The organism is Neisseria bergeri (assembly GCA_003044455.1).
Classification (GTDB): Bacteria; Pseudomonadota; Gammaproteobacteria; order Burkholderiales; family Neisseriaceae; genus Neisseria; species Neisseria bergeri.
On the sequence record POWY01000001.1, the window covers coordinates 377315 to 391138 of the forward strand.

Annotated in this window: 17 protein-coding genes; 6 read left to right on the forward strand and 11 right to left on the reverse strand. The window is 53.9% G+C overall.

Features of this window, described 5'->3' with window-relative positions:
• Positions 1-30 precede the first annotated feature (30 nt).
• A complete protein-coding gene (locus tag DBY86_RS02165) occupies positions 31-939 on the reverse strand; it encodes a Dyp-type peroxidase (protein ID WP_107818722.1) in 909 nt (302 codons plus the stop codon).
• Positions 940-1019: 80 nt separating this feature from the next.
• Between DBY86_RS02165 and DBY86_RS13895 the strand changes: the two genes are divergently transcribed.
• The 4 genes from DBY86_RS13895 (at position 1020) to DBY86_RS02185 (ending at position 3520) form a co-directional block, all read left to right on the forward strand.
• A complete protein-coding gene (locus DBY86_RS13895; RefSeq protein WP_300906408.1) occupies positions 1020-1151 on the forward strand; it encodes a hypothetical protein in 132 nt (43 codons plus the stop codon).
• Between the two features lie 70 nt (positions 1152-1221).
• Positions 1222-2049 carry an amino acid ABC transporter substrate-binding protein gene (locus DBY86_RS02175; protein WP_107818724.1) on the forward strand — a complete coding sequence of 276 codons (828 nt, stop codon included), beginning with the start codon at positions 1222-1224 and terminating at the stop codon, positions 2047-2049.
• Positions 2039-2755 (forward strand): amino acid ABC transporter permease, encoded by a 717-nt coding sequence (locus tag DBY86_RS02180; RefSeq protein ID WP_199901015.1) that lies wholly within the window; start codon positions 2039-2041, stop codon positions 2753-2755. Before DBY86_RS02175 ends, DBY86_RS02180 begins: the two co-directional genes overlap by 11 nt.
• Before the next feature lie 9 nt (positions 2756-2764).
• Positions 2765-3520, forward strand: a complete 756-nt coding sequence (locus tag DBY86_RS02185; protein WP_107818725.1) for an amino acid ABC transporter ATP-binding protein — start codon at positions 2765-2767, stop codon at positions 3518-3520.
• Positions 3521-3575: 55 nt separating this feature from the next.
• Here DBY86_RS02185 and DBY86_RS02190 read toward each other — a convergent pair whose 3' ends face one another.
• From DBY86_RS02190 to DBY86_RS02240, 10 genes are all read right to left on the reverse strand, one after another.
• A complete protein-coding gene (locus DBY86_RS02190; protein ID WP_107818726.1) occupies positions 3576-4958 on the reverse strand; it encodes a phosphomannomutase/phosphoglucomutase in 1383 nt (460 codons plus the stop codon).
• A 163-nt stretch (positions 4959-5121) separates the two neighbouring features.
• On the reverse strand, positions 5122-5631 hold the full coding sequence (locus DBY86_RS02195; RefSeq protein WP_107818727.1) for a peptidylprolyl isomerase: 510 nt from the start codon (positions 5629-5631) through the stop codon (positions 5122-5124).
• 105 nt (positions 5632-5736) lie between these two features.
• The gene (locus DBY86_RS02200; RefSeq protein WP_107818728.1) at positions 5737-7152 is read right to left on the reverse strand and encodes an SLC13 family permease; all 1416 of its coding nucleotides are present in this window, start codon (positions 7150-7152) and stop codon (positions 5737-5739) included.
• 229 nt (positions 7153-7381) lie between these two features.
• Positions 7382-7741, reverse strand: coding sequence for a VanZ family protein (locus tag DBY86_RS02210; protein ID WP_107818730.1), 360 nt, complete (start codon positions 7739-7741; stop codon positions 7382-7384).
• Positions 7738-7944, reverse strand: a complete 207-nt coding sequence (locus DBY86_RS02215; protein WP_107818731.1) for a dioxygenase — start codon at positions 7942-7944, stop codon at positions 7738-7740. The genes DBY86_RS02210 and DBY86_RS02215 overlap by 4 nt, the downstream gene beginning before the upstream one ends.
• 60 nt (positions 7945-8004) lie before the next feature.
• Positions 8005-8583, reverse strand: coding sequence for an aminoacyl-tRNA hydrolase (gene pth, locus DBY86_RS02220; RefSeq protein ID WP_107818732.1), 579 nt, complete (start codon positions 8581-8583; stop codon positions 8005-8007).
• A gap of 52 nt (positions 8584-8635) precedes the next feature.
• On the reverse strand, positions 8636-8914 hold the full coding sequence (locus DBY86_RS02225) for an RnfH family protein (protein ID WP_002217575.1): 279 nt from the start codon (positions 8912-8914) through the stop codon (positions 8636-8638).
• Complete coding sequence (locus DBY86_RS02230) at positions 8907-9338, reverse strand: type II toxin-antitoxin system RatA family toxin (protein WP_199901024.1); 432 nt, start codon at positions 9336-9338, stop codon at positions 8907-8909. The genes DBY86_RS02225 and DBY86_RS02230 overlap by 8 nt, the downstream gene beginning before the upstream one ends.
• A 221-nt stretch (positions 9339-9559) precedes the next feature.
• Entirely contained in the window at positions 9560-11527 is a 1968-nt protein-coding gene (gene ftsH, locus DBY86_RS02235; RefSeq protein ID WP_107818734.1) for an ATP-dependent zinc metalloprotease FtsH, read from the reverse strand.
• 63 nt (positions 11528-11590) lie between these two features.
• Positions 11591-12211 carry an RlmE family RNA methyltransferase gene (locus tag DBY86_RS02240; protein WP_107818735.1) on the reverse strand — a complete coding sequence of 207 codons (621 nt, stop codon included), beginning with the start codon at positions 12209-12211 and terminating at the stop codon, positions 11591-11593.
• A 109-nt stretch (positions 12212-12320) separates the two neighbouring features.
• On the opposite strand from DBY86_RS02240, the gene yhbY reads away from it, so the two are divergent.
• Both yhbY and hemB read left to right on the forward strand, forming a co-directional pair.
• Positions 12321-12605 (forward strand): ribosome assembly RNA-binding protein YhbY, encoded by a 285-nt coding sequence (gene yhbY, locus DBY86_RS02245; RefSeq protein ID WP_101057829.1) that lies wholly within the window; start codon positions 12321-12323, stop codon positions 12603-12605.
• Positions 12606-12776: 171 nt separating this feature from the next.
• Complete coding sequence (gene hemB, locus DBY86_RS02250; RefSeq protein ID WP_107818736.1) at positions 12777-13778, forward strand: porphobilinogen synthase; 1002 nt, start codon at positions 12777-12779, stop codon at positions 13776-13778.
• Positions 13779-13824 lie beyond the last annotated feature (46 nt).

Sequence of the window (13824 nt, forward strand, 5' to 3'; positions counted from 1 at the left end):
GAAAAAGGGTTTCAGACGGCATCGTCCGGCTTAGAGGTTTTGCAGGCGTTCGACAGACGGCGCGTAGTAGTATCCGCCCGAAACGGCGGCGGAGAGGTGCCGGAGCAGCAGGTCGGTTTTGCCGTCCGTGTCGCCGAACATACTCAATAATTGTGCTTCGATATTGTGCAGCGTGCGGCAGTATGCGGTAAACATCAAACCGTGTTCGCCGCTGATTTTGCCGAAGGGCAGGCTGCGGCGGACGATTTTCAGACCAATGCCGTTTTCTTTCAGGTTGACGCGGCCGAGGTGCGAATCAGGCAGGCGGACATCGCGGCTGAATTCGTCGTTGGTTTCCTTGCTGCGTCCGACCGAGGCTTCCTGTTCGGCGACGGGGACAGCATCCCATTTTTTCAAATCGTGCAGGTATTTTTGCAGCAGGACATAGCTGCCGCCCGCATCGGGTTTTCCTTCGGGGATGATGGCGACTTCGCGGACGTTTTCATCGCCCTGCGGGTTTTCCGTGCCGTCGACGAAACCGTCCAGTCCGCGATCCTGATACAGACGCAAACCGTGTTCTTCGGACGCGACGCATATGCTGTCGCCGAACGCGCCCAAAACGGATTGGGCAAGCGCGTAGGCGGCGTTTTGGCGGAAGGATTGGATGTGGATGTACATATCGTGCTGCGTGGACGGTGCAAGCCCGTTGCCCATTTCGGGGAAAGGTTTGATTTCACTGCCTTCGCCCGTATGTCCGAATGTTTTCCAGGCTTTGCTGCCGAAGGCGATGGTCAGACCCAGAATATCGTCCGGAAAACGGGTTTTCAAGGCGGATAACGCGTCGAGCGAAGCGCGGCAGGCGGCTTTAATATCGTTGAGGCGGTTGGCGGCGAAGTCGGCTTCGATAAAGATGCCGGCTTGGGCGTGGTCGGGAATGATGGCGGATTGGGGCGTGTTCATGATGTTCCTTTTTGGTGTCATCTGTTTCGGGTGGATTATAGCACCGAATCGGCAGGCGGATTTTTGCCGGAACAGCGTGTGTGAATCCGCCGTTTGCGTACCTGATGCCGCTTTTCGGTTTCGTGCCGCCCGCCGCCTTTTCCGCCCCCTTTATTCCCGCTTCCGGCGGCTTCGGCATATCTTTCCCATTCTGGTTTGGAATAACCATATAAAAAAAGTATTCTTTGTGTTTGCCGCAATTTCACTTAGAATGCCGCACTTGCACACTTTTTACAGGAGAGGATGATGTTGGAAAAATTCGTACTCGGCGGCATTGCCGCATTGGTTTTGGCGGCCTGCGGCGGTTCGGAAGGCGGCAGCGGAGCATCTTCCGCGCCTGCACAATCGGCAGTTTCCGGTTCTTTAATCGAGCGCATCAACAATAAAGGCACGGTTACCGTCGGCACGGAAGGCACTTACGCACCGTTTACCTACCACGACAAAGACGGCAAATTGACCGGCTATGATGTGGAAGTAACCCGCGCAGTTGCCGACAAACTGGGCATCAAAGTCGAATTTAAAGAAACGCAATGGGATTCGATGATGGCGGGTTTGAAGGCGGGGCGTTTCGACGTGGTGGCAAACCAAGTCGGCCTGACCAGCCCCGAACGTCAAGCGACATTCGACAAATCCGAACCTTACAGCTGGAGCGGTGCGGTTTTGGTCGCGCGTAACGACAGCAACATTAAATCCATAGCCGACATTAAAGGCGTGAAAACCGCGCAATCCCTGACCAGCAACTACGGCGAAAAAGCCAAAGCGGCAGGCGCGGAACTCGTACCGGTGGACGGTTTGGCACAATCGCTGACCCTGATTGAACAAAAACGCGCCGATGCGACTTTGAACGATGAATTGGCGGTATTGGACTACCTGAAGAAAAACCCGAATGCCGGCGTGAAAATTGTTTGGTCCGCACCTGCCGATGAAAAAGTCGGTTCCGGTCTGATTGTCAACAAGGGCAATGACGAAGCCGTGGCGAAATTCAGCACGGCAATCAACGAGCTGAAAGCCGACGGCACGTTGAAAAAACTGGGCGAACAATTCTTCGGAAAAGACATCAGTGTTCAATAATTTCCTTGTTTCGCTGCCGTTTATGACGGAAACACGCGCCGATATGATTGTCAGCGCGTTTTTGCCTATGGTCAAGGCCGGTTTTATAGTCTCGCTGCCGCTGGCGGTGGCGTCGTTCCTGATCGGGATGGTGATTGCCATCGCCGTGGCTTTGGTGCGGATTATGCCCGCCGGCGGCATCATGCGGAAAATCCTGCTGAAATTGGTGGAATTTTATATTTCCGTCATTCGCGGTACGCCGCTGTTGGTACAGTTGGTCATCGTATTCTATGGTTTGCCTTCCGTCGGCATCTATATCGATCCGATTCCCGCCGCCATCATCGGCTTTTCGCTCAATGTCGGCGCATATGCTTCCGAAACCATACGCGCGGCAATTTTGTCCGTGCCGAAAGGGCAGTGGGAAGCAGGTTTCTCCATCGGTATGACCTATATGCAGACTTTCCACCGCATCGTCGCGCCGCAGGCATTCCGCGTTGCCGTGCCGCCTTTGAGCAACGAGTTTATCGGTTTGTTCAAAAACACCTCGCTCGCGGCGGTCGTAACGGTAACGGAATTGTTCCGCGTCGCTCAGGAAACGGCAAACCGTACCTACGATTTTCTGCCCGTCTATATCGAAGCCGCATTGGTTTACTGGTGTTTCTGCAAGGTTCTGTTCCTGATTCAGGCGCGTTTGGAAAAACGTTTCGACCGCTATGTCGCCAAATAAGGAGTTGTTATGATTAAAATCCGCAATATCCGCAAAACCTTTGGCGAAAACACCATTTTGCGCGGCATCGATTTGGATGTGGGCAAAGGGCAGGTGGTTGTCATCCTCGGGCCTTCCGGCTCGGGTAAAACAACATTTCTTCGCTGCCTAAACGCGTTGGAAATGCCCGAAGACGGACAAATCGAGTTTGACAATTCGCAGCCATTAAGCATTGATTTTTCTAAAAAACCAAGCAAACACGATATCTTGGCACTGCGCCGTAAATCCGGCATGGTGTTCCAGCAATACAACCTCTTTCCGCACAAAACTGCGTTAGAAAACGTAATGGAAGGGCCGGTTGCCGTACAAGGCAAACCTGCCGCCCAAGCGCGTGAAGAGGCTGTCAAATTGCTTGAAAAAGTCGGTTTGAGCGATAAAATTGACCTCTACCCCTACCAGCTTTCCGGCGGTCAACAGCAGCGCGTCGGCATTGCCCGAGCATTGGCGATTCAGCCTGAACTGATGCTGTTTGACGAACCGACTTCCGCGCTCGATCCTGAATTGGTGCAAGACGTGTTGAATGCCATGAAGGAATTGGCACAAGAAGGCTGGACCATGGTTGTCGTTACCCACGAAATCAAGTTCGCGCTGGAAGTTGCCACGACCGTCGTCGTGATGGACGGCGGCGTTATTGTCGAACAAGGCAGCCCGAAAGAGTTGTTCGACCACCCCAAACACGAACGGACGCGGAAATTTTTAAGCCAAATCCAATCTGCCAAGATTTGATTGACTATTTGTGAAAAATGCCGTCTGAAGCCTTCAGACGGCATTTTTTCGATGTTTACAGAGGCCAGCTTAAATTTGGATTGCTTTCGATGACGGCTTTGAACCGGTTTTGAATCCGCTCGATGGCTGCTTGCGTATCCGCCTCAAAACGCAATACTAAAATCGGCGTGGTATTGGAAGCGCGCATCAGTCCGAAGCCGTCGGGAAATTCAACGCGCAAGCCGTCGATGGTGATGATTTCGGTCGCACCTTCAAACTTGGCATTGGCAGCCAGCTCTTCAATCACTTTGTGGCCGTTGCTGCCTTCAGGCAGGTCGATGTTGAGTTCCGGAGTGGAAATACTTTGCGGCAGGCTGTTCAACACTTCGGACGGATTATCGGAGGCGGACAGGATTTCCAAGAGGCGTGCGCCGGCATACAGGCCGTCGTCGAAGCCGAACCAGCGTTCTTTGAAGAAGATGTGTCCGCTCATTTCGCCGGCAACCAGCGCGCTGGTTTTTTTCATAGCGGATTTGATGAAGCTGTGGCCGGTTTTTTCCATCACAGGTTCGCCGCCGTGTTCTTTAATCCACGGGGCAAGCAGACGGGTGGATTTGACGTCGAAAATCACTTTCGCGCCGGGGTTGCGGCTTAACACGTCTTTGGCGAACAGCATCAGTTGGCGGTCGGGATAAATAATGTTGCCGTCTTTGGTGACCACGCCCAAACGGTCGGCATCGCCGTCAAACGCCAGGCCGATTTCGGCATCGCCGTTTTTCAGCGCGGCAATCAAATCTTGCAGGTTTTTCGGTTTGGAAGGATCAGGGTGGTGATTAGGGAAATTGCCGTCCACTTCGCAGAAGAGTTCGGTCACTTCGTTGCCCAAACCTTTATAGAGTTTGCCTGCGAATGCGCCACCTACGCCGTTGCCTGCGTCGATGGCGATGTTCATCGGGCGTTTGAGTTTGATGTGGCCGACGATGTGGTTGTGGTATTCGTCAGAGATGTCTTTTTCGGTTACGTTGCCTTGTTTGTCGGCGGCAACAAAACCGTCTTTTTCAATAATGGCTAAAAGTTCTTGAATGACTTCGCCTGCGAGCGTGTCGCCGCCGAGCATCATTTTGAAACCGTTGTAATCAGGCGGATTGTGGCTGCCGGTAATCATCACGCCGCTGCCGCCGCATTCGTTGACGGCGGCAAAATAGAGCATGGGCGTGGCAATCATGCCGACATTGAGGACATCGATGCCGCTGTCGGTCAGACCGCGTTGGATGTGTGTCATCAGTTCGGGGCCGCTCAAGCGTCCGTCGCGTCCGAGAGCGATGCGGGTGATGCCTTTTTCGGCGGCTTTGGCGGCGATGGCTTTGCCGATGAGATAAGCGGCATCGTCGGTCAGGGTTTTGCCGACGATGCCCCGGATGTCGTAGGCTTTGAAGATGTCGCGGGCAATATTTGCCATAGGGGTTTTCTCGTTTCGGTTTCAGGAAAGGAGGCTATTTTAACACGTTGCAACATTGTCCGAAGGTCTGCGGGAGGTGTTCAGACGGCATATGTGCTTGGATTTTATGCCGCCTGAAACAAAAAAAGCAGCCTTTTATGCAGGCTGCTTCCGAATTATCGGTTTATACGGCTTCGGCTTTGATAATGATGACAGGTTCGGTCGGAACATCATCATGGTAGCCGTGGCGTTTGGTGGATACGCCTTCGATGGCGTCGACAGCGTCAAAACCGTCGACTACCTTGCCGAATACGGCATAACCCCAGTCTTGTACGACGGTTCTGCCGTACATTTCTTTGGAGCGTTGGTTGAGGAAGGCATTGTCGGCAGTGTTGATGAAGAATTGCGCACTGGCGGAATGGGGGTCAGAAGTGCGTGCCATGGCGATGGTGTATTTATCGTTGGGCAGGCCGTTGGACGCTTCGTTTTGAATCGGATCGCGCGTTTCTTTTTCGTTCATGTTTTCATCCATGCCGCCGCCTTGAATCATGAAGCCTTTGATGACGCGGTGGAAGATTACGCCGTCGTAGAAGCCATCTTTGACGTATTGTTCAAAGTTTTTGGCGGTAACGGGGGCTTTGTCGAAATCGAGTTCGATTTTGATGTCGCCTTTGTTGGTGTGCAGGATAATCATGGGTTTCCTTTCGTTGAAAATCACAGGCAAAATTGGGAGGCTTGAGGAAAATCCAATGCCGTCTGAACGGATTATGTCAGACGGCATCGTTTTAGGGAATCGGATTTACATCAGGAAGAAGTATGCCCACAGCGAAACCAGCGCGATACAGAGGATGTTCAGCAGTATGCCGACGTTCATCATTTCGCGTTGCCTGATTAAGCCCGTGCCGAACACAATCGCGTTGGGCGGCGTGGCAACCGGCAGCATGAAGGCACAAGATGCGCCGACACCGATGACGAATACCAAGACTTGTTCGGGCAGACCCATTTGCGCGGCGATGCTGGCGAAAATAGGCACAAGCAGGGCGGCAGAAGCCGTGTTACTGGTGAACTCGGTCAGGAAGATGATGAAGGCGGCAACCACGAAAATCACCAGCAATGCGGGAGAATGGGAGAACGTGGAAGCAACTTGCTGACCCAGTGCTTCAGATGCGCCGGAAGATTGCAGCAGCGCACTCAGGCTGATACCGCCGCCGAAGAGCATCAATACGCCCCAGTCGGTGTTGCGGGCGACTTCCTTCCATTGCGCCACGCCGAAGACAACGACGGCAACGGCGGCAATCAGGGCGATAACGGTATCGGGGTTGGAAATACCGAATGCGGCTTTGATTTTGGCACTGAATACCCAAGAGACGGCAGCGGCAAGGAAAATCAGCAATGCGATAACGCGGTGCAAAGTCCACGGAATCGATTCGGCTTTAACTTCCACGCGCTCGTTCAAATTAGGTTTGAGGATGACGTACAGGGAGAACAGCATCAGCGGCAGAATCAACAGCATCATGGGCAGACCGAGTTTCATCCAGCTGACGAAATCGAGATTCAGGGCTTTGGCGGCAATCATGTTCGGCGGCGAACCGACGACTGTTCCCAAGCCGCCGATACTGGCGCAATAGGCAATGCCGAGCAAAACGAAGACATAGGTTTTGCGTTCTTTTTCCTGGTCGAGGTGGCTCATCATACCCATTGCCAAAGGCAGCATCATCGCGGCGGTGGCGGTGTTGCTGATCCACATGGACAGAAAGGCGGTAACGAGGAACAACATCAAAACCGCCGCTTTCATATTGCCGCGCGACAGGCGCAGCAGGCTGACGGCGATTTTGCGGTCGAGACGCTGCATATGCAGGGCGGTGGCGAGTGCGAAACCGCCGAAGAAGATGTAAATCGTCGGGTCGGCGAAACCTGCCATTGCCTTTTTGATGTCCATGTCGGGGAAACCGAGTACGACGGCGAGAATCGGCACCATCAGTGCGGTTACGGTAATGTGGACGGCTTCGGTGAACCAAAGTGCGGCAACGAAAATCAGCAGCGCGATGCCTTTGTTGGCATCGGGGGCGTAGGGCAGGATGTGGTAAATGCCGAAACAGGCGACGGCGGAAATAATGGTGGTCAGCAGCCCCTTAAAGTCGGTAATCGGCTTTTGCGCACTGAGCAGCTCGACGTTTTCGGGATGCTGGGTTTTGTCCTTTGCATGCAGGTTCATGAATGCTCCTTTAAGGTAACAAAATCGGTTTTTCTTTTGTGTTGTGCAATTCGAAACGGTTTGCGGAACCGCCGGTTCTGCAACTGGTTCGAGTATATTTGTAATCCGATGTAGTGTAAATATATTGTAAACGATTTGTCGGTTTTGCTTATGAGATGGGATTGATATGTAAGGAGAAAAACAGGATGCATCAGGGGGGATTCATCCTGTTTGGGAGAAATAAACCGATTCAGTCCGGGCGGCAGGCGGCGCGGGCGGCAAAGAGTGCGAGAACCGTACCCGCCATATCGGCAAGGACATCGCCCAAACTGCCGGTTCGCGTTGCGGTAAACCATGCCTGCGCGCATTCGCTGACTACGGCGAAACAGAAGGCGAACGCAATCAGGCTGCGGTAGGGGATGGGGCGGCTTTCGGTTCTGAATGCTTTGGTCAGAAGCCAGATTTGTGCGAAAAACAGGGCGAGGTGTGCGGCTTTGTCGAAATGCGGAAACGGCGGCGGCGCAGTTTCGGCGGGTCTGAGCAGCGCATAGATGCCGCCGGCAAACCACAATGCGGAAAGCAGGGCAAAGCGGTTGCGCGGCAGCTTCATGCTGCCTCCTCGTCCAGCCACGTTTGGCAGATTTTGGACAGGCGCAGGAATTTGCCGCCGCGTGCGGCAAGTATGTCGTGCCATTGTGCCACTTCTTCGGCGGACGGTGCGTCGTCGATGCTGCATTCGTACAGCAGGAAATCGAGGGTTTCTTCGATGACAGGGACGGATTCGGTTTGGATAAGCTGCTTGAGTTCGGTCATGACTGTTCGGATATGGAAATCGGGGAAATGCCGTCTGAAAGGGCTTCAGACGGCATCGGGTCATTTGCTGTGCAGGAAGCGAGTTGCTTCTTCCCATTTTCCGGCAAGGATGCCGGGTATGGCTTGCAGGGATTTGGCGATGGCATCGTCAATCTGTTGGCGGTGTTCCGCACTGGGTTTGTTCAGGACATAGCCGACGACGAGGTTGCGGTCGCCCGGGTGGCCGATGCCGAGGCGCAGGCGGTAATAGTCTGCCGTGCCGAGTTTTGCCTGAATGTCTTTCAAGCCGTTGTGTCCGCCGTTGCCGCCGCCGAGTTTGAATTTGATCCGTCCGCAAGGAATGTCGAGTTCGTCGTGGACGACGAGGATTTCTTCGGGTTTGATTTTATAAAACTGCGCAAGGGCGGCAACTGCCTGTCCGGAACGGTTCATGAACGTGGTCGGCTTGAGCAGCCAGACATCGCCGTCGGGCAGGGTGGCACGGGCGACTTCGCCGAAGAATTTTTTTTCTTCTTTAAACGAAGCCTTCCACTTCCACGCCAGTTCGTCGAGGAACCAAAAGCCTGCATTGTGGCGGGTCTGTTCGTATTCTTTGCCCGGGTTGCCCAAGCCGACAACCATTTTGATTGTGTTTGACATGATATTTTCCGTGTTTCTGTCGAATGCCGTCTGAAGGCTTCAGACGGCATGGTTATTCTTCTTGATTTTGAACGCGTTTGCGGCGCGCTTCTTTGGGGTCGATCAACAGCGGGCGGTACACTTCGATGCGGTCGCCGTCGCGCAGCGGCGTATCGTCTTTGACGGCTTTGCCGAAAATGCCCAAAGGCGCGGAATGCAGGTTTAAATCTTCAAATATGCCGTCCAAACCGCTTTGCAGTGCGGCGGCGCGGACGGTTGTTCCCTCGGCAAGCTGCATCGTTTTCAAAACCTGCCGGTCGGGCAGACCGTACACAATCTCAATTTCAAGCATAACGGCGATCCGCCTCTTTAACGAACGCCTCGACCAGCGTGGCGGAAAGGTGGTTGAAGACGGGGGAAATTAAGGCAGACAAAACGGCATTGGAAAAATCGTATTCAAGCTTGAATTCGATTTTGCACATATCGTCGCCCAAATCGATGAATTTCCACGTTCCACGCAAGGTTTTGAACGGGCCTTCGAGCAGTTCCATACGGATTTCCCTGCCGGGGATGTTGCGGTTGTGCGTGGCGAATGATTGGCGAACGTGCATATAGTCCATAAACAGCCGCGCCTTCAGTTCGTTGCCGTTGCGCCCGATGACCTCGGTTTTGCTGTACCACGGTAGAAAGTTCGGGTAATCCTCAACCTTGTCGACCAGCTCGAACATTTTGTCCGCGCTGTGCAGCACCAAGATGTTTTTTTCAACTTTTTTCACGGGCATCACCAATGCGGTCGTGTATTCGAAGGGCGGTATTATAGCGGTTTAATTTTAAACCGGTACAGCCTTGCCCCGTTCTGATTTCAATTTAAACCGCCATATCGCAGATTCGCAAAAACCGATACGGCTTTGGCGTTTCAGACGGCATTGAGCGGAAAATGCCGTCTGAAAACGGGATGGGAAAACGGCAGCTTGCGGGCTGCCGTTTGTTCGGGAAGTTAAGCCTTGTTTTCAGGCTGCTGCTCGGACTCTGTCGAAGCGGTGTCTGCCGGGGCGGGTGCTTCGGTTTCTTCCCGAGCCGGAGCGTGCGGCGCGTTATCTTCCGCCGCGTCCGCATTCTCGCGCAGGTTGTGGCTGTAATCCTTGGGCGGGCTGGGTTGTTTGCCCGCCATAATTTCCAATACCTGATCGCGGTCGATGGTTTCCCATTCCATCAGGGCTTTGCACATCGTTTCCATCTTGTCGCGGTTTTCATCGAGGATTTTGTAGGCAACCTGATACTGCTCGTCCAAAATCCGGCGGATTTCCGCATCGATGTCCTGCTGGGTTTTCTCGGAAATGTTTTGCGAACGGGTTACGCTGCGTCCCAAGAACACTTCGCCTTCGTTTTCCGCATAAACCATCACGCCCATTTTGTCGCTCATGCCGTAGCGCGTTACCATCTCGCGCGCCATTTGGGTTGCGCGTTCAAAGTCGTTTGATGCGCCGGTGGAGATGCGTCCGACGAAGATGTCTTCGGCAATCCGTCCGCCGAACAGGATGGAGAGCTGGCTCAACATCTGGTCTTTATACATACTGATGCGGTCGCGTTCGGGAAGCTGCCAAGTCAGGCCCAGTGCGCGTCCGCGCGGCATGATGGTTACTTTGTGGACGGGGTCGGTAAAGGGCAGGCTTTCGGCAACAATCGCGTGTCCGGACTCGTGATACGCCGTCGCACGTTTTTCGTCTTCGTGCATCACCATACTGCGGCGTTCCGGACCCATATAGATTTTGTCTTTGGCATCTTCAAAATCGCTCTGATCGACTTTGACTTTGTTGCGGCGGCCGGCAAACAGGGCGGCTTCGTTGACCAAGTTCGCCAAATCCGCGCCGGAAAAACCCGGCGTGCCGCGCGCGAGGGACATCAAATCTACGGATTCGTCCAAAGGCACTTTTTGGGCATGGACTTTCAAAATCTGTTCGCGCCCGCGGATATCGGGTAAGGGGACGACCACTTGGCGGTCGAAGCGGCCGGGGCGTTGCAGTGCCGGATCGAGTACGTCGGGACGGTTGGTTGCCGCAATCACAATCACAGTCTGATTGCTTTCAAAACCATCCATTTCAACCAACAATTGGTTTAATGTTTGCTCGCGCTCGTCGTTGCCGCCGCCCAAACCTGCGCCGCGTTGGCGGCCTACCGCGTCGATCTCGTCGATAAAGATGATGCAGGGGGCGTTTTTCTTCGCCTGCTCGAACATATCGCGGACGCGGCTCGCGCCGACACCGACGAACATTTCGACAAAGTCGGAACCGGAAATGCTGAAGAACGGCACGCCGGCTTCACCTGCAATCGCTTTCGCCAAGAGTGTTTTACCGGTTCCCGGGCTGCCCGCCAGCAGGATGCCGCGCGGCACGCGGCCGCCAAGGCTTTGATAGCGGTTCGGCGCTTTGAGGTAATCGACGATTTCCTGCACTTCTTCTTTGGCTTCGTCGCAGCCGGCGACATCGGCAAAGGTCACTTTATTGGCATCTTTGTCCAGCAGGCGGGCGCGGCTTTTGCCGAAGGAGAATGCGCCGCCTTTTCCGCCGCCGCCCGTCTGCATACGCATAAAGTAGAACCATGCGCCAATCAGCAGCAGGACGGGCAGCAGGCTGTAAAACAGGGCAGTCAGCGCGCTCGGTTTTTCTTCCGGCGTTACTTTTACGCGGACGTTTTTGTCTAAAAGCGTTTTGATTAGGTTGTCGTCCAAAGGCGCGTTGGTAAAGAAGGTGCTTTTGTCGGTGCGCTCGCCTTTAATCAGGTAACCGCTGACGACGGATCCTTCGATGTTGACGCCGGATACTTCGCCGTTGTTGACCTGTTGGATGAACTGAGAATATTCGATTTGTCCGTTGTCTTCTTTTTTACCGTCTAAAGCGTTGAACGCAGCCATCAGGCCGATACCCAAGGCGACCCAGACAAGGATTGATTTAAAGGTGTTCCCCACTTAGCAAGGCTCCATAATTGAGGTGTAAAACGGAAATGATTGTAAAGCACGCCGTCTGTATTGTCAGCGTTTATTTTTGCCCAATAAATAAATCTCACTGGAGCGATTGCGCGAGGCTTCGGGTTTACGTGTCTGCACCGTGCCGAAAATTTCGCGCATGGCTGCCATGTATTCCTGATAGCCTGCACCCTGAAAGACTTTGACCAGAAAGCTGCCTCCGGTTTTCAGGTGTTGCGAGGCGAAGTCCAAAGCCAGTTCGCACAGATAAAAGCTGCGTGCCTGGTCGGTTACGGCATTGCCCGACATATTGGGCGCCATATCGCAGATTACAAGGTCGAGCGGGCGGTTGTCCAACAAGGTTTCGAATTGTGCCAGTACGTCGTTCTCGCGGAAGTCGCCCTGAATGAAGGACACGCCCCCTATGGCTTCCATAGGCAGGATGTCCAAGGCGAAAACTGCTCCGGAAGTACCCGTCAGCTTGGCGGCAACCTGCGACCAGCTTCCTGGCGCGCTGCCCAAGTCGGCAAGTACCGTGCCGGGTTTGATTAATTTGTCTTTTTCGTTGATTTCCAAAAGTTTGTATGCGGCACGGGCGCGGTAGCCGTCTTTTTGCGCCATATGGACGTAATGATCGTTGACGTGTTCGTACAGCCACGCTTTTGAGGATTTGGAACGTACAGCCATAGTGGTTCGCGGGTCGGAATGGAAACCGCGTATTGTACGTTAATTTTGCCGTTGCCGTGCCAAATCGCGTACAATGCCGCATTATTCTTTTTATTCAAGCAGTAGGAAAATGACGGATACCAAATTGAACACCAAAGAAATTTTGGAACTGAAAGCGCGCGCGCACCATCTCCATCCTGTTGTGATGGTCGGTCAGCAGGGTCTGACGGACGCGGTCATCAAGGAAACCGATGCGGCACTGACGGCGCATGAGCTGATTAAAGTGCGCGTATTCGGCGACGACCGTGCCGAACGTATCGAAATCTGCAATGCCTTGTGTGAGGCGGTTGACGCGCAACTGGTTCAGCATATCGGAAAACTTTTGGTATTGTGGCGTAAGAATATCGAAGCCTGATTTTGGAAGGGGTTTGTTCTTTAACGGGCGGGACGCTGTCCTCCGGCGCGGCATTCCGGCGTGCCGAAACCCTTTCCGGTGAAAACGGATTTTGATTACTGCCCGATGCCGTCTGCAAGTTGCGGCGGCTTTCGTATGATTTGAATTGTTGACAGGATGATTGGAGGGATTATGCAGTTTCCTTACCGCAATGTTCCGGCTTCGCGTATGCGCCGTATGCGCAGGGATGATTTTTCACGCCGCCTGATGCGCGAGCATACGCTGACCGCCGATGATTTGATTTATCCGGTGTTCGTATTGGAGGGGTCGGCGCGCGAGGAGGATGTGCCTTCTATGCCGGGTGTGAAGCGTCAGAGTTTGGACAGGCTGCTGTTTACGGCTGAGGAGGCGGTGAAGCTCGGTATTCCGATGTTGGCACTCTTTCCCGTGGTTACGGCAAACAAAACCGAGCATACGGAGGAAGCGTACAATCCCGAAGGACTCGTGCCGGCAGCCGTCCGCGCCCTGCGCGAGAGGTTTCCCGAACTGGGCATTATGACGGATGTCGCGCTCGATCCTTATACGGTTCACGGTCAGGACGGGCTGACGGACGAAAACGGTTACGTGATGAACGATGAAACCGTAGAGGTTTTGGTCAAGCAGGCTTTGTGCCACGCTGAAGCGGGCGCGCAGGTGGTTGCTCCGTCCGATATGATGGACGGGCGTATCGGTGCGATTCGCGAGGCGTTGGAGGATGCGGGTCATATCCATACGCGGATTATGGCGTATTCTGCCAAATATGCTTCGGCGTTTTACGGGCCGTTCCGCGATGCGGTGGGCAGTTCGGGCAATTTGGGTAGGGCGGACAAGAAAACCTACCAGATGGATCCGGCAAATACCGATGAGGCGTTGCACGAAGTGGCGTTGGACATTCAGGAAGGTGCGGATATGGTGATGGTCAAGCCCGGTTTGCCGTATTTGGACGTTGTCCGCCGCGTGAAGGACGAGTTCGGCGTACCGACTTATGCCTATCAGGTTTCGGGAGAATACGCGATGTTGCAGGCAGCGGTTGCCAACGGCTGGCTGGACGGCGATAAGGTGGTCTTGGAAAGCCTGCTGGCATTCAAACGCGCAGGTGCGGATGGGATTTTGACCTATTACGCCATTGAGGCGGCAAAGATGCTGAAGCGTTGATTTTTAGTCGGTTTGATTGAAATGCCGTCTGAAACCATGGTTTCAG